The organism is Knoellia aerolata DSM 18566 (genome assembly GCF_000768695.1).
Classification (GTDB): domain Bacteria; phylum Actinomycetota; class Actinomycetes; order Actinomycetales; family Dermatophilaceae; genus Knoellia; species Knoellia aerolata.
Genome location: NZ_AVPL01000070.1, coordinates 1 through 15,896, shown reverse-complemented (window position 1 = coordinate 15,896; position 15,896 = coordinate 1). Strand labels below are relative to the sequence as shown.

Genomic DNA, 15,896 nt, shown 5'->3' with positions numbered 1-15,896 from the left:
TGGGCTCGGGCGGTCATGGTCATGGAGGGACTTCCTCCACAGGTGAGGGGTGAACGCGGTCGCGGCCGTGGCTCCCGGTCTGCGGGGAGCCAGTTGCGCGAGTTCGTATGCCGGGGGGCGGGCTTGCGTCAGTAAACTGCGGAGCCCCTTGGGGCCGTGATCGGCGATCCAGTCGGCGGGATCCCGCCCCACGGGGAGGTCCGCCACCGCGATCGGGTGATGGAGTTGCCGGTGCAGCAGGTCGACCCAGCGGGTGGCGCCATCGCGTCCGGCGGGGTCGCCGTCGAGGGCGAGGTACACCCGCTGCGGCGACAAGGCCGAGACGTGGCGGGCCTGGTCCCGGCTCACGCTCGTGCCGCCGGTCGAGACGGCGACGACGGGCAGGTTCGCGCCCACTCCAGCGGCGGCCACCGCGAGTACGTCCAACGGTCCCTCCACGACGACGACGTGCGCAGGGCGGCCGGGGTGGGACTCGACCACGTAGAGCATGGTTGACTTGTCGAATACCGCTGTGCGCGTGGGGTTTCGGTACCTCGGCCCGTGCGAGTTCTCCAGAGTCTGCCGGCCGATGAACCCGGTCAGGTGACCCTCGGAGTCGCGAACCGGGACGACCAGCCGTCCACGCAGGGTGTCGATCAGTGTGCCTCGACGCGTGCGCTGTGACAGATCCAGGGCGAGTAACTCGTCGTCGCTCACGCCGGCGCGGCTGAGGTGGCGGGTCGTCATGGCCCATGCGGCGCCGGTGTGCCCGACGACGTGGGACTCGAGTGCTGCCTCGACCGGGGCGACATCGAGTCCGCGGTGGTTTCGCAGCCAGGAGAGGGCGAACTCGTGGTTGACCGGCCGGGTCCAGCGTTGCCACGCCAGCTCGTTGGTCTCCCACGCCCGCTCCGGGGCGACGTCGATAGTGGGCGGCTGCGGTAAGGGGGAGGCGGGCGCTCGGTGAGCGGACGGCATACCGAGGTCGTGGTCGTTTTCGAGGTAGGCGACGGCGTCGCGGAAGGTGAGGTTGCGGAGACGGGCGACGTATTCGATGACGTCGCCGGAGGCGCCGCAGCCGAAGCAGTGGAACCGGTCGGGGATGCCGCCGACGGACAGGGATGCGGTGTGGTCCTCGTGCAGGGGGCAGCAGCCCATGAGGGACTTGCCGGTGGGGCGGAGTTCGACTCCGGAGGCGGCGATGACGGCTTCAATGCGGTGGCGGGACCGGATGGCGGCGACGTCGATGGTGCCGGTGGCAGTCACGGCGACACCGCCCGCGCTAGGGCCGTCGTGCGCGCGACGGCGGTAATGGTGTGGTGGTGGCGGGCGAAGTGCTCGGCCGTCATGTCGGGGTTGGTGGCGAGGGCTCGTTGGTAGGTCCGCTGGACCAAGGTGCGGCTGGTGCTCACCTCCATGACGGCGTAGGTGTCCCACGTCTTGTCATAGGCGTAGAGCAGGCCCTCGGTGGCGCCGGGGTGGCGCCTGAAGGAGATGCGGACGTCGTGCTTGGCGCCCCAGCGCATGCCGAAGTCCTCGTCGAGGCCCCGGTCGCCGTGGCGGGCGTTGAAGGCCTTGGGGCCCAGCCATTCGAGAGTGGGCGTCGGAGTGGGGGACCGGCCAGTTGATCGGGTGATGATGTCGCGCAGCTGTTCGACTTCGGTGACGCCGCCGTCCAGTGCATGGCGGAGCTGCGCCACGGCGCGGCTGAAGACGGGCTCCTCTTGGGTCTCCATAGCCACGGCCATGAGAAGGAAGGCACTGCGGCGGCCTTCGAGGTAGGGCGAATCACTCTCCCTCTCGATCAGGGCGTGATTGTTGATCGCCATCCGCAGGGCGAGGGCCTCAAGGTCCTCGTGCTTCGAGCTCTCGGTGGTGTGGTCCGGGTCCGTGCTGTCGCGCATCGGTTCGACCTCCCCGCGCGACCGGGTGTCGCGCTATGAGGAGGACACCGTCAGAGCGGGGCACTCAGAGGTGAGCTCGCAGCGGGCGGGCACAAGCCGTTGAGTCTGTCCCGCGGCGGCGGCAACTCCGAGGCGGGGTGGAAAGCGGCTCGCGAGCCGAAGGCGCCATCGGCGGTACCTTCTGTCGGCTGTACAGCCCGGTGCGATCTAGAGGGAGGCCTGTGGTCCCTTTGAGCGTTGCGCTGCCCGGTCTGGGCGCCCCATTTCGCCCACTGTGGGCGCCCCCACGTCGCCCAGAACGACCCACGCATTCATCTGACCCGGAACTACCTCAGCAACGGTCTGATGCGTATGTCTGCGTTGCGGCGTCGCCTTCCCGTTCGGACAGACGCGTGAAGCGCTTCGGCGGACTTTGGGGACATGGGTAGGCAAGATTAAGACTCATTGAGGACGACGCTCGCGCGACGGGCGAGCTGTACCGCGAGATCCTTCAACGAAGTGTCGTCAATGTTGTCATCGTATTTCAATTGTCTTAAGGCGTATGCAAGCAAGGCTGACCATCGCTCCCGGTGCCCGTAGCCACGTTCGGGCCACGTTGATGAGCAGGCGCCGAGCCATGTCGAAGGGTCTGCCCTGCCTGTTAGAAATTGCTCAACCTCCTCGGCGGTCGGGGGTCGATCACGAAGGGGCCCGAACTCATTGAAGAATGCCCCTAGAGCGAGAGAGATGGCGTCGTAGATAAGCGAGCCAGATCGTTGCCTGTCAAAATCAATGAAAACCGGACGGCCGGAGACTAGAAGGACGTTACCAGGGTGCAAGTCGCCGTGTAGGCAGCCATGACGGCTGGGAATAGCAAGGTGGGGATCCGGCAGGCTGATCTCGTGATCTATGGCGACCTGCTCGGCGCGTGACCAATCAATCAAAGGTGACACGAAGGAGGCAAGGCGAATGTTGGCGCTCGCGGCGGGGACCTGGTCTAGCACTTCGACAGCCGAAATCACCGCCTCCACCGCCCTAGGCTCGTCATGCTGTAGAACCCCAGCAATGGACTGGGCATCTGGACCGGCAAGCGGTGCCACGTGACCGCTGAAACCGCCGCAAGCGCCATGGACCCAGTGGATCGGTTGCGCCGCATTCGCCGGCGGCACGCTTCCCATGAAGCCTCCCGATGGACGACCGGAGTCATGGGACCCGATCTTCACCACGACGGACGTGAGCCACCGGCCGTCAGTAGCGAAAACTTCACAGAGCCATACGGAGGACTCGCTCGAACCACTTCCCGCTGGGCGGGCTCGAAGCACCGCTCCATCGAACACTTGTGCTACTCGCTTCAGGACTCGTATGGCTGCCTTCGCATCGGGTGCCCCCTCGACCGCAACATTTTCGGTTTCCCACAGCGCGCCCCCTATCAGGCGCAGGGACTCACGAAACTTGAGGGCGTCGCGCTTCTTGAAGTGAGATATCCGCTGGACCGAATCGGGAAGGCCGATCTCAAGTGTGTTGCGCCGTTGCAGAACCAGGAGCGCGAAGTCCTCATCAGAGAATCCAGTCAACACAATGATCGGCGTGTCGGGGTAGCCCGCTTCGATCTCCTCAAAAAGCCGGTCGCCGGTCTGCTCGGTGGCCCGGTCGCCCGACGTTGCGGGTAGCTTGCGATCGAGGACCACTAGGTCGACAATGCCCTCGGCCGCGGACACCTCCGCCAGGCGAGCTAGAGCGTCATCGGCGCTATACGCGCGCGCGACCGCGAATCCGGCACTTTCGATCTCATGCTGGAATCGTTCGGTTGCCTTGCCCGATTCGTCTTCGACGTACAACGCCCACGGCTTAGCCAATTCTTCTCTGTCCCCTCAGCGTAAAGACCGCAAGGCCGGCCTCGGCTTGCATCAATAGGTCATAGCCTAGGCGCGTCGCGACGATGCGCATGATCCCAAAGCCCTGGCCCTGGTGTCCGATCTTGGCGGTGACACCCGTTCCCGAGACCTCGTCGAGAGAAAACTCCGACCCAACGAATTGGTTGCTCACCTTCACCCAGAAGGTGCTGGGCGTGACGTCGGCGCTAACGTATACCTGAGAGTTATCAGTGGGGACGTCCAAGACGGCATCGACTGCGTTGCGAATGGCATTGGAAAGTGCGAGCCTGAATAGGTTCGCGTCCGTCGTTATGTTGTCGTTCTTGTCGGTGACCAAGTCCACGACAACTCGTTCTTGTGCTGCCCCGGTGATTCGGATGGCATCAATGAGAATTTCGGAGAGCGACAAAATTTCGTACCGTGGTGGCGCGCTCGCCCGGACGAGAGCCTCAATACTGTCTAGACGTTTGTTCAGCCCCTCTATTGCCGAATTCGTTTCACTTTCAAGGAAGTTGTCAATCGCGTCGCTAGCGGCGAGCATGAGCCAGCCGATTCCGGGCTCGAGTTCGTGGCGCATCCAATGCACGACGTCGTCTTCAAAGCGCCCTCTCTCGCCAGACACCTCCGCTGCTGGTGTCTCTGGCACTGAGGAGTCTGCGGAACGGCCTAGCGCCCGAACGAGCTGCGACAATTGTCTGCGCAGCATGGGAACTGTCTCGGCCTGCATGGCCGCGCGCAGATCTCCCGAGTCCGCCGAAGTAGCCTCACGACGGAGACGGTCGATTGCGAGAAAGCGCTGGGAAGGTTTGTCAGATTGAAGCAATTTGAGAGTGGCGTCTTGCATTATGGATCCCGATGCTTGGCGTAGAACTCAGCCCTCTGATCAAATGCCCGTCGGCCACCCTCCATGAGGGACGTGATGACTTTGACCACGGCAGCCGAGTCGAAGGGCCCCTCAGCGTCAACGACGCCATGAGTTCCATCGCTGGCCAGGCTTGCCACTTGCACCGCACTTCCTATGACCGGAATGTTGGGGTTATGCGTGGCAACGATGGTTTGTGCCTCCGCGTCCGATCGTGCAATGAGGTTGGTAATGACTCTTTCGACCAAGAATTGATTGTCTAGGTGATCCTCCGGTTGATCAAGAATGACAATTCGGCTTGGATCAGTTAGGACAATCGGCATGGTCACGGCGCACTTCTGTCCCGTTGACAGCTCGCCGGCACTTTTGAGCACTGCCCCGTCCTGAAGGCGAAAATCAACCGAATCGTCGAGCTTTGTTCCAGCAATACGGGAGAGCGCGCTACCACCACTCAGCGCCGCAATAATCCTGGCGGCTCGGTCCTGGGGCAGTCCCGAAGCCTGCGAGAGGCCGTCAATGTCTCCCTGCTCCACATACCTCAATAGCGTAAAGGGTAGAACACTGGTGGATAGCGCCTCAGACAAGACGTTGTATTTCAGCCCGCTTCCTTGCAGCAATTCAGATAGCGCGCGTCGGAAAGCCGCAGTGTCCGCAAGGTGGCGCACCGAGATCTGGACGCGATGATCGAGTTTGTCCGTAATTGAGCGCGCCGCGCGATGCCGTAAGTCAAAGAGGGTTTCGCCCGCGTCCTCAAGAACCTCGAGCACGAACTGGCGCTCAGCAAGGGTGCGATGTTCCTGCGACTGAAGCTCTCGGAGTTGGACCTCAACAGATGCCAAGCGATCGAGCTGTGCGTCCAGATCCCGGAGCTCTGCCGTCACCGCCCCGAGCCCTCGTTCCGTCTGATCAAGGCTTGTCCGAACCGGCTCGGCTTCTGAGCGAAGCTGCACGTCCCGCAGTCTGAGGCGCTCATCCGAGTCGTTCGCGATCTGCATGAGCTGATTTGCGGTCTCTTCGATCTCCTGCACGAACCTCTTTATCGACCCGCTCAGGACGGCTACCTCATCCTGAATAGCTTCTTCAAGCTGCGCAGCCTCGACGCTTTCCAGTATTTCCCGAATAGGTGCTACTGCCCCCACGAGGTCGTCTCTGGATGTCTGAAGTTGGGCCGTGCCTCGTAGTTCGGATCGCACCCGCAACAAATCTCGCTCAAGCGCCGCCAGGCTCTCGCGCTGGGGACCTAGAACACTCGTGTTTCGGGCAAGCAGTTCCGCCTCCCGCTCACGGAGTCTTTGGCGGTCTTCGAGCAATGAGGACTTTTGACGCAAGAGATCGTTGAGGCCCTCCTGCCGTTCACGGAGCTGCTGCGCACGAAGTGTCAGTCTCTGGACCTCTTGAACTGCCCCCACCTGGCCATCGGCGGCGATTCCTGCGCGCATGTCAATAAGCCCGAGTCGTCGGGTCGGGCTATCTGCAATTTCTTCCAACTCGTTCTGACCCAACATCAGGGCAATGTCCTGGGTGAGATCCGGCCGAGAGCCCCCGCCGGCGGCGTCGACGACTAAGCGCTCGGCCCCATTCGGCGTACTGAGGTCCAGCACCACCTCGCCGGCACCGAGCGCGTGGCGCAGAAAGTGTGCACGATCGGGAGATTGCCCTTCGTCGGACAGGGCAAGGGCATGTCTCAGAAGTTCCAACAGGGTCGTCTTACCAGCGCCCCGCGGACCGACGATGACGTTTAGCCCACGGTGGAGCCTCAGGTCGAGACCGTCGAGAAAACCCCCGGTCACACGGACCCGAGAAACTGAGGTCATGCCGTTCCCTTCTCTACCTGGCACGCCCGGCGACCAGGTCGATTGCGCGCGTAGTGGCGTGCCCACGATCTAGCCTATGCGTCGGGCGCCTTGTCTCCGATGCGACGCGCAAGCCCTCGCGGCAGGGTAGGGACAGCGAAGCGCGCGTCACCGGCGACCTTGCGGAGTAGCTTCACCCCACTGTCAAAAATCAGCCGGATCGCTGTCAGGCATCGACGGGCGGCCAAACGTCAAGCATCAGGCGGAGTCATCCAGTCAGTGACTACACGAATGACCTTGGCTGTCGTGACTTCCTGGCTGCACGTGGAAGCGAGCGCGTCGGGCGGCCTGCGAAGCGCTCTCGGTCAACAAGGCACCTCGACCGACGAGTCGTTCCCCAAGCAACGGTCCGAGACACGGAGGGGCTCCAAGGGTCCGTACTACCGCATCGAGCGTCAGGACGGCTGGTGGGGCCGACAGTCGTCCTGCGGGCAGCTGGCCGACTACCTCACAACCGAGCATTGAACGCGTTCGTCCACCGCAATCCCCGAGCATGCGTCTTTCCGCCGCGAGCCGACCTTTCCTTGATGGCGCCAGACGGTGATGGTTTGTTGTGACGTCAGTTCGGGAGCGGGACGAGCCAGTCCAGGTCTTCGAGTTGCCTTTCCTCTGTGACTGGCCGCGGCGAGATCGGATCGCCAGCAAGGCAACAGCGCCACCTGCGGCTACGAAGCTGCACCTGCACAACCATTAGGAACGTGTCGTCTGAACGCACGCCCCACTCGACCATCCCGGTGTTGCCTGGACCGTTGAGCCATTCGGGTGTCAGCTGCAGGGAGCGGCCCCGAGCCAGGCGCGGCCAGCGTCCTGGCTGGATGGTCGACTTGACCTCGATTGCGACCAACCGTGCAAGCGTGGGGTCCATCATGAGCAGGTCTATTCCGGGCCCGAAGGAGAACCCTTGGTCGTCGCCGTACACCGGTTGCCAACCACGGTCGCCCAGCAGGGATTCGACAACGGCCTCGGCGATGTTCCCCAGCACAGGCACCGCGGATGAGCGAAGGGCGGCCGGCAAAAGGGCCCCGTCTGTCAGTGTCGCCTTGATGGCGGCCTCGAGCGGCGCGAGGCGCTCTGGATCTCGGACCAGCTCAGGGGTCGCCGCCAAATTGGCCTGACGAGTCTCCTCCGGGATCGAGAACTGGGCGGCGTTGCGCAAAGCCCGCAGCGTAGCGGCGCGAACCAGAGCGGCCATGGCGGCTACTTCTGGAGGCGTTGCTTGGACCCGGCCTCGTAGTTGCGGTCGGTGAGGTAGCTGTGCAGATAGTCGTCGGCCAGCAGGCGCGGTATTTGGTGCCGGTGCTGGGGCGAAGGGTCAAAGGCCAGAACCTTCTTCCCGTTGAGCGTGGTCACCGGGATGTCGTAGTCGGGGTAGGTCTCGACGAACTTCACCAGCTTCTTGGTGGTCAGGTTCTTGGCGTAGCCGGGGTCGGTGTGGATCAGGCGGGCGACCGACGCCATCTTGGCGCGCATGCTCGGGTCGTCCATCACCGCCTTCTCGAGATCGCTAAACCCATCAATGGTCAGGTTCGATGTCACGGCGGCAAGCGTGTCCTTGGCCAGCAGCCGCGCCTTGTGATCAGCGTGGAGCCTCGTCTGGATAAGGGTGACCATGCTGAAGTAGACGACACCCGCGCAGGTGAACGCGTCGAAACGTGGTTCGTAGAACAACACGTCGCCGTCGACGGGCCGGTAGATGCCGTCGCGCGGGATGAGCGTGAAGCCCTTGGACCGCCTGGTCGCGATGCCCGGACCTTTCAGCCGGTAGGCGACGACCCTGTTATCTCCACGACCCACTGCATGGGCCATGGCCACCACGGGCGGCCCGTCGGCCGTGTACGGGACATCTCCTCGTCGGACCTCGGCGTCGACGGCGGCGAGTTCCGGGATCTGGTCCAATTCCTCCACAAGCACCTGTGAGGTGCTGGTCTGGTATGACGGGTCGTAGGTCAGGAACTGCTTCCGGGCCAGGGCGTCAATGCTGGTTAGAACGTCATGGCTGACTGCGGCGGCCATGTCGTCGACCAGGTCGAACCGGGTGACCTCGGCCCCAGCGATGGCGTCACCGCGCACGACGAAGTTGTCCAGGGCCCCACCGCCAGCTGCCACGGCGGTAACGAGCACTTGCCGGGCCGGTTCAGCCGTCACGGTCTTTCCTTCCGGTGGATGGCCACGTCGTCACCCACGTATCGACACACCAGCGGCCCCTGTTGGCGCAGGTGCTGCCATTCCTTGGTGAGCACCATGGTGACGGTGCCATTTGTTGCTGTCACCTCGTAGAGGCGGTAGCCCGCCAGGGCGAGCGTCGGGTTCAAGTGATACAGCCCGGCGCGAACGTAGATCGTGGCCATCAGCGCAACCAAAGCGGACGTTGCGACGAGCGTGGGTGTGTCGGACTCGCCGAAGAGCGCAACCACGAGCGGAACGACGTAGCTCGAGGTGAATGCGAGCACCCGTTCGTCTGCCCGACGCACCGACTGGCAGTCGATGGTTCGCGCTTGGATGCCCGCCACGCTCCGGAGAACCGCAGCCAGGAGAACAACCGCCCCGCCGCACACTGCCAGAATCACCCAGCTGGCGCGCCCGAGCGCGTCGAACCTGACGACCGCTAGGAGAGCCACCATCGGCGCGAAGGCCGAAGCGAGCAATCCGAAACCGACAACCCGCGTCATGCTTCGACTGTAGGGGTGTCCACCGTCAAGCGGCAGGTGACGAAAGCCCACTGAGGACGCCGGGCCCGCATGCACCAATGGCTCCTTGGGCCAGCCACTCCGGGCCCGCCCCCACAGGCGGGTCGTCTGATCCACGAACCGCCCCTGGGTGGTTCAGTGCCGGAAAGCGTCCGGACATGCCGCTGATCGCGGACGAGGGTCCGAAGCTCAGGGCGTCCTCAACACACCCAGGGCCGCGGCGAGGCTTCGCGCGTCGTCGGCCGCGTCGCCAAGCAGCGCGACGACGGAAGGTTTGGCCAAGTGAGCGGTGACGGTCTCGCGCCATTCCGACCGGCCTGCCACTGAAGCACTGCGCGATTCCTGGCTGCTTGCCAACCCGGTGAGGACGGCCTGCAAGTCCTGCAGGTCCGCCCGCGCATCCCACTCGCCGTCCGAGGCGTCGTCGGAAGGCATGGGCGGATCAACGGCCTGCACCCGTCGGTGCAGAGCCCGCAACTTCCGGTTGTCCTGATAGCCCACACCCGAAGTCTGACAGGCTTTTGCACTTCCGGGACTGCCGCGATCCGCTGGTGACGCTGTGCGGACGCTTCCGATGGGCTCCGCCGGGGTGTTGGCCATGATGGACGTCATGGCCTCGAAGGTGCACAAGAGCGCAATGCTGATCCTGCTCATTCCGTCGGCGCTCGTTGTGGCGGGACTGGTGTGGGCCCTCGCGATCCGAGACCTACGATTCATTGCTGTGATGCTCCTCATCGCGGGGGCACTCGCCTTGGGCTTTGTCCGAGCCCGCCGGGCTCGACAGGCCCGCGAGTAAGAAGCCCCAGCCGGTTGCTGCCTATGTGCCCGATGGCGCTGCCACTCGGCGGCTGCGGCAGAGGATGACATCCCGCGCGGCAAAGTCCGCAATTGCCGCGGGTTGAAAGGCCCCGCACCGGGACGTCGGCGTGCTCTAGCGAGGTCTACCGTCGTCCCATCGACCACCCGATGCGTAGCGAGTCGCGGCTCATGTCTGGGTCCGCATGAAGAAGGCGGTGGCATGTCGCGCATAGGACGGTCAGATCCTCGAGGGATGTCACGCGCTTCATAGCGGGGCCCGCGTGCATTGGGATGTCGTGGTGTACCTCAAGACCACGCTCCCCACGCGAACCGAAGAGCTGTGTCAGGTTCAATCCGCAACCCTCGCACTTACCGAGAGACCGCTCGATCGCGTGAATTCGATTAGAACGTGATCGTTGGCGACAGAGTTTGTCGCGGCGTTCGCCCTCAGACGCGGATACGTCCGAACTCTCTTCGACTTCCTTTGCCAGCGCGAGTAGGAAGTCTTGCGCCGGCCCACCGTCCAGCGTTCCCCACAGGAAGCCGGGTGCCTGCTTGGCTCGTTTACAAACGGCTCGCCATTGCAGTGCAGGCCGCAAACTCACATCGGTCAGCGCGTCCCAAAGGGCCGCACCATCGTCCGAAACGTCCTCGATCAGGCAAAGGCTCACAATTCGCCGGGAGGCGCCAACCCCGACGGTGCTAAGCAGCAACTCTCCGACTACTGGTCTCCCGTAGACGGCCCACCCCGGCTCATCTAGACCCTGACGATAGACGTCTAGGTCGTCCAGTGTCCCGTCACACCTGCGGAGACTGACTTGATCTGGCAAGGACGCAATGCGTCGTACCTCAGCCGCCTGACGCCGTGGGGTTGCGGTTTGACGCAGGCCTTGCTCGTTGGTTCTATCCGTAGATCTCAAGAGCGGCCTCTCGTACTAAGAGCATGCGACCTTGGCCTTCGCACCTGGGTGACCGCAGATGCCGCGGTTCGTTCGAGTCAGGATTCCAGTTGCGGTTCATCCAGTACGAGATCCGCGTGGTTGGATCGCAGAACACGCAGGAAGCCACGGTCGACTTCGAATCCCAGAGCCCAACCATTGCTCCCCCGGTACTTCGCCTGTATGGGTCGGGAAACTGGGTGTTCGAGCAGACCTTCGGCCGCCACCGTCGCTAGTACGCGATCGAAGGGCTTGGTGAAGCCGCTGAGCTTACGAGACACGTCAAAGTGCATGAGCTCGTACACGTGAGCTCTAGAGATCCAGCCCCCGTGGCCTGCTGCGTAGAGCAGGACGCTGAGTCGCGCGGGGTCTTGCACCCCAAGGAGTTCGAGGTAGCGGCTCACAGCTCCCGGAGGCCACACGGGGGAGCCCTCTGACTCCTCAAGCTGGTCACTGGGCCAGGCGAGGTCCTCCTCGAGCCGCTCGCGACGAAGAGAGTCAAGGATCTCTTCTCGTGGCATCTGATCTCGGCGCGGGCGAAAGTCGACATCTAGTTGCAGTTCGATGGAGCGCCCATCTTGGTAGATGCGAATGGTGGAAAGGACACCTCGCCGCAGCAGATCAAGTCGCTCCGACTCATCCACTTCTGGGGCAAACAGCCACTGAGCAAGTGCAGGAGGCGTTCCGAACCTGAGCACGACTCGAGGTTCCCAGGCGTCAGAAACTGGTCTGATGGTCCACTCGCCGCGCGGCAGGCCTGGCGCGAAGCGCAGCGTGACCGGCACTACAGGAGGAGCAGTCGCTGCCCAGTTCCGGAACGCCGCCGGCACGTCGGGACGGAGCGCCAGAACTTGTGGGCCGGCGGGAAAGCCAAGAACAAGATCGTCGTCGAGTGTGTCGGCGAGTTCCTGTGTGAGGAGGGCTAGGTCTCGCGCGGGTAGGTAAGGCAGTTCTCCGGTCGAAGGGTCCGGGCTGCTCGTGCCAGTGGGATCCGTTCTTAAGGCGGTCCGCAGCGCCGCGCGCATCTGACCGACCGGGAATGTCGCCAGCGAGGTTGCTAACGCAAGGGCCTCAACCGCAGCAGCGAAGTTGTCGACAAGTCGCCTAAGCGATGCAAACGATGGGCCGCTCAGGTCGATCAGGGAAATTTGATGGGCGATTGCAAAGTCCTGTGCCGGAGTTGTGAAGCCAGACGTGGAGAACAGGGAGTAGCGGTAGTGATACGTGGAGTCGCCTCGCCATGTTCGAACTACGCCGGATGCGGGTTGGTACTGGTTCACGTCAGCGACAACTCCCGCCGCGTTGCGCACCGCTTCCAGTCCCGTCTTGGACGCTCTGTTCTTCGCCTCTGCGAAGAGCCTCACTGGAAGTGAGAAGGGAACCAGCACAGCTAGGTTCCCGAGCGCATCCGCTTGGTGGTTGGTACCTCTACCTCTGACCAACAGCCCGTGCCTGTCATTTAGCAGATAGCGAGGGTCCTGCTGGGCGTTGGTCAGGAGGCTGTAGCCATTGTCCGCAAGGAGCTTCGCGAGAACCTCCTCAAGGACATACCCGCCGATCGTTGACGCAGGCAACATGCCGACCCCCAGTCAGACAGAACAGAGCGAGGACCACGTTAGGTTACAAGGAGAGAATCGAACCGGAGAACGAGCAAGAAGTCGCGTAAAGTACTTGGCCCGCATGCCGGGCGCAAGGGTCAGTGCTCGCGGTCACATCGGTCTCGGTCGTTGTCGAACACCGGAGGGCCGGCCGGAAGGACTGTCGGAGGAGTCAGCGACGGCCGCCCGCGAGGGCGAATCAAGCCAATGCAGAACCTACGCCAGAACCTCATGTGGGCGTTGGACACGTGCGACGGGCGCCAGGCAACTGCTTGTGCTGTCGCCAGGACTACATGCGTGAACGCTATCGGCGCGCTCTCTGTGAACAACCGGACATGCCGCGGAGGGTTAGCCGAACGAGATGGCGACGAGGGTTCCGAGGATCGACAGCAGCGTAACGCTCCCTGCAGCGGCGTGCGCTCGTCCCTCCCAGCGAGAGCGCTCAGCTTTCATCTCTCGTGCCAAGGCAGGTAAGGCGATCAGAATCGCCGCCAAGAGCATCCCACCAGCCACGAGTGAGCCGTATCCGGAAGATGGAGCCAGCCCGCCCGCCACAACCGCGAGAGCCAGCACTTCGCCGACCACCAGCGCCGTAGCGGCCCATGACCGAGCGATGCGATCGGTGGCGTCCTCCTCGGCATCAGGCTGGAGCTTTTGGTCCACGACCAGTGCCAAGAAGAGGACCGGAATCAACTGGGCAGAGATCTCAAAGAAGCTGCTGGAGTACGTCATGCAACGAGCGTCGCACCTGCCACTGACTACCTAAATCCCCTCGTGGCTGGGCCAAACGCCCGCGCATGCCGCGATCCGCGCTCGTGCCGATGAGTGCTGCCTCATTCGGTCACGGGGAGAAGCCTCACCTCGATGACGGCGAACCGGTCGTCCGGCCCATGCAATGCATCATCGACCAGGCGGACGATCCTTCCATCGGCAAGGACGTCTGGGCGTGCGGACACAGTCACTCGCAGAGACACATTGCCGCTGGCGTTGCTGAAGTGATCGTCGCCCTCATCTAGGAGCTCGGGAAGGATCAGTGCATCCTTCTCGCGGTACAGGTCATCGTTGAGCACTGTCAGCGCATCGTGGAACGCGTTGCGTCGGCGGATGAACTCCTTGAAGTGCTTCTTCTTCGCGAGATCATTTCCCGAGACCCGCCGAAGCTCTCGAAGGGCGCGCTCAGCAGCAGAGAACAGTTCATCAAGGTCAGCAGTTGCCACGTCCGCGATCGTGCCTCACCTGGGCAACGCCTGACTACGGCGCGCGGCCGCTGCGAACGCACTGACAAGCCGCTGAGGAAGAGCCCGCGAGCCGAAGAGTAGGTGCTGGGGGCACGATCAATGGTCTTGGCTGGAGGCCGCTGGATATCGAGTGAACATGTCGCGCATCGCCCGGAGGTCGACCGGCTCGTTGGACCGAGCCGGTCGGTGGCACTCGCCAAACCGTGACCATGCGAAGGCACGCATGGACGCTGTCACCAAACAAGCAAGGTAGAAGGCGCCGTCGTTGATCGTCAGATGGAGCCGCTGTCCGCCGGGATACCCGCCGAGACTGGATCTGTCGGTAACCCTCAGTAACGCTCCGGCCTCCGCGTGTTGGATTCCAGACAAGGTCTTCCAAGTTGTGGTGTGGGCCAGCGACATGAGTCCCTCTTCGGGAAACAGCCCACCCAGTTCGTTCTCGACATTGACCCGTGCTGGACGATGGTTGACCTGCCGCCGGTGCCTGGTTGTCTGGAAGGCCAGCCCGGTTGCGTTTGCCTCCCGCACATATGTGTCCGTGTTCTCGCGGTAGGGCGGGATTTTCGCGGCGGCGTCCCCCAGGCCAAGTTGCTGGAGCACCTCCCGATTGCCCAGCGCGACTCGGTGAAACTTCTCCGTCTCGATGTCATCGAGCCATTCCAGCCGAACGCCGCGCTGGCGTCGCTGCTGGCTGTCCGAGGGGCTCAGTAGCCAAAGGGCGTAAAAGGCAGCCTCAAAACTCGGGCGTAACAGATTCCAAGGCGCGGTCGCGCTAGCGCCGTGATGGGCGAGCAAACTAGCCAAAGCATCGTGGTTCTCGTCGGAGGTGGTCAGGTAACGCTCTGCGGCGGCATACGCCCGGTGCCCAGCGACCAACCGCTCGTCGACACTTCGCGGGCAGGCGATACGCCTATCCCATCGAGCAACCGAGTCTTGAGCGAACGTTCTCAGCTGTTCGCAATGACGCCAACGACGTGGGAGATCACGTAGGTCTAGTTGCCCGCTGGGCTTACCGTCGCCGTTCATAATTCAATCGTTGCAAGAGCCGCCGACAGCACCCTGCATCACCCGCTCTGCCCGATGGCGTCTGGCAGGACTTCCGCACATGCCGCGATCCGCTCGTTCAGGCTGTGGTCTCGGGAGGTGCGTCTAACCGCCGCGTGTCGACGGACGAAATCGCTCCGGGCACTGCAACCCGATCGCCCGCGCGACCGACCCGGAGCCTGTCTTGTCACCTACCGCACAGCAGTCCCTTCACCCGTGCAGGGGCCGGGCAACCTGCACGGGATCCGTCTCGTCGATAGCGACGATCACTCCTTTGTCCTCAGCGAAGGCGCTTCTGATCAGTCGTTTGATCTCGGCCGTAGTGGCCCCTCGTGTTCCGACATAACCCTGCTTAGCAAGCTGAAGGAACTCCTCGTTGGAGAGGTAGGTCGTTAGGTTCTTGGACGACCACCCCTTAGGAATCTCGTTCCGGTCACCGGAGGCTAGAAGCAGATCGACCAAACTGCCGGGCAAGTACATGCCGCGCACCAACTTGTTCCCCGTCGGACGGGCCAGGTCATCAGCGACCAGCTTCACGTAGATCGAGTCCTCCGAGAGACGCCACTCGTTCGCATCCCGAGGGGGCGCCGCCGCAGGCAGAGCCTTGGCCCGCGCTAGCTCCTTGCGCAGCTGGTCGTCTGGATAGTAGGTGGCCTCCCGACTGCCAGTTGCCGTCCTCATCCGTTTGTACTGAACCAAGATAAAGCCGGCTCGGTGGTGACGGTAATAGACGAGATCGGTACCTGTCTGTCGCTCCAGGTGTTCCTTGTCGGCGTAGAAAATGCTCATGCGACGAGCGCTGTTGTCGGGGTCTTGAAAGGTGGCCACGTCGAAATGGCTCGACTCTCGGGACAGCCACCCGTCGAAGACTTGGGCCTCATGGCGGAGCACGGATGCCTCGGTTGTTCGTGTCCGTGCGAGCCCGGTCAGGAATGGGGTTGAGCCTTGTTCTGTGGGCGCCTCGCCCAACATGTCACGGCTGTCGAATCCGCCAATCTCTAGGGCCAGGGCAACCGCATCACGTTGCTCGCGAATCAAAGCTTGGATGCCCGTGCCACGGTCGATGGGCTTCACAGCGGCGAAAAGCTGATTCAGCAACGTGCTGGTTCCGGGTGCGCGACGTTCAAGAGCCGCCTCTAGGT

At 63.2% G+C, this 15,896-nt stretch carries 15 protein-coding genes; all 15 read right to left on the bottom strand.

The window, feature by feature from the left end; all coding sequences use genetic code 11:
• On the bottom strand, positions 1-1,245 hold a 1,245-nt coding region (locus N801_RS16800), incomplete at its 3' end, for a CHC2 zinc finger domain-containing protein (RefSeq protein ID WP_035940329.1).
• Positions 1,242-1,883 (bottom strand): hypothetical protein, encoded by a 642-nt coding sequence (locus N801_RS21140; RefSeq protein WP_035940328.1) that lies wholly within the window; start codon positions 1,881-1,883, stop codon positions 1,242-1,244. The genes N801_RS21140 and N801_RS16800, both read right to left, overlap by 4 nt.
• 434 nt (positions 1,884-2,317) lie before the next feature.
• Complete coding sequence (locus N801_RS20400) at positions 2,318-3,700, bottom strand: phosphotransferase (protein WP_169744290.1); 1,383 nt, start codon at positions 3,698-3,700, stop codon at positions 2,318-2,320.
• A 10-nt stretch (positions 3,701-3,710) separates the two neighbouring features.
• Positions 3,711-4,382, bottom strand: coding sequence for an ATP-binding protein (locus tag N801_RS20860; RefSeq protein WP_169744289.1), 672 nt, complete (start codon positions 4,380-4,382; stop codon positions 3,711-3,713).
• A gap of 197 nt (positions 4,383-4,579) precedes the next feature.
• Positions 4,580-6,412 carry a hypothetical protein gene (locus N801_RS20855; protein WP_156996860.1) on the bottom strand — a complete coding sequence of 611 codons (1,833 nt, stop codon included), beginning with the start codon at positions 6,410-6,412 and terminating at the stop codon, positions 4,580-4,582.
• Between the two features lie 598 nt (positions 6,413-7,010).
• Complete coding sequence (locus tag N801_RS16770) at positions 7,011-7,643, bottom strand: hypothetical protein (RefSeq protein WP_035940317.1); 633 nt, start codon at positions 7,641-7,643, stop codon at positions 7,011-7,013.
• A 5-nt stretch (positions 7,644-7,648) separates the two neighbouring features.
• On the bottom strand, positions 7,649-8,596 hold the full coding sequence (locus N801_RS16765) for a Kiwa anti-phage protein KwaB-like domain-containing protein (RefSeq protein WP_035940315.1): 948 nt from the start codon (positions 8,594-8,596) through the stop codon (positions 7,649-7,651).
• Positions 8,593-9,120, bottom strand: a complete 528-nt coding sequence (locus N801_RS16760) for a KwaA family protein (protein WP_035940312.1) — start codon at positions 9,118-9,120, stop codon at positions 8,593-8,595. Before N801_RS16760 ends, N801_RS16765 begins: the two co-directional genes overlap by 4 nt.
• A gap of 207 nt (positions 9,121-9,327) precedes the next feature.
• Complete coding sequence (locus N801_RS16755) at positions 9,328-9,639, bottom strand: hypothetical protein (protein ID WP_156996856.1); 312 nt, start codon at positions 9,637-9,639, stop codon at positions 9,328-9,330.
• Positions 9,640-10,079: 440 nt separating this feature from the next.
• Positions 10,080-10,541 (bottom strand): HNH endonuclease, encoded by a 462-nt coding sequence (locus N801_RS21925; RefSeq protein ID WP_369323931.1) that lies wholly within the window; start codon positions 10,539-10,541, stop codon positions 10,080-10,082.
• Positions 10,542-10,933: 392 nt separating this feature from the next.
• Positions 10,934-12,451, bottom strand: coding sequence for a PDDEXK family nuclease (locus N801_RS20845; RefSeq protein WP_156996853.1), 1,518 nt, complete (start codon positions 12,449-12,451; stop codon positions 10,934-10,936).
• Between the two features lie 369 nt (positions 12,452-12,820).
• Complete coding sequence (locus N801_RS16745) at positions 12,821-13,204, bottom strand: hypothetical protein (protein ID WP_035940305.1); 384 nt, start codon at positions 13,202-13,204, stop codon at positions 12,821-12,823.
• 101 nt (positions 13,205-13,305) lie between these two features.
• Positions 13,306-13,689: a hypothetical protein gene (locus N801_RS16740; RefSeq protein WP_035940303.1), complete on the bottom strand. Its 384-nt coding sequence runs from the start codon at positions 13,687-13,689 to the stop codon at positions 13,306-13,308.
• Positions 13,690-13,806: 117 nt separating this feature from the next.
• Positions 13,807-14,586: a ParB N-terminal domain-containing protein gene (locus N801_RS20840; RefSeq protein WP_169744287.1), complete on the bottom strand. Its 780-nt coding sequence runs from the start codon at positions 14,584-14,586 to the stop codon at positions 13,807-13,809.
• 378 nt (positions 14,587-14,964) lie between these two features.
• On the bottom strand, positions 14,965-15,896 hold a 932-nt coding region (locus N801_RS16730; protein ID WP_211254750.1), incomplete at its 5' end, for a hypothetical protein.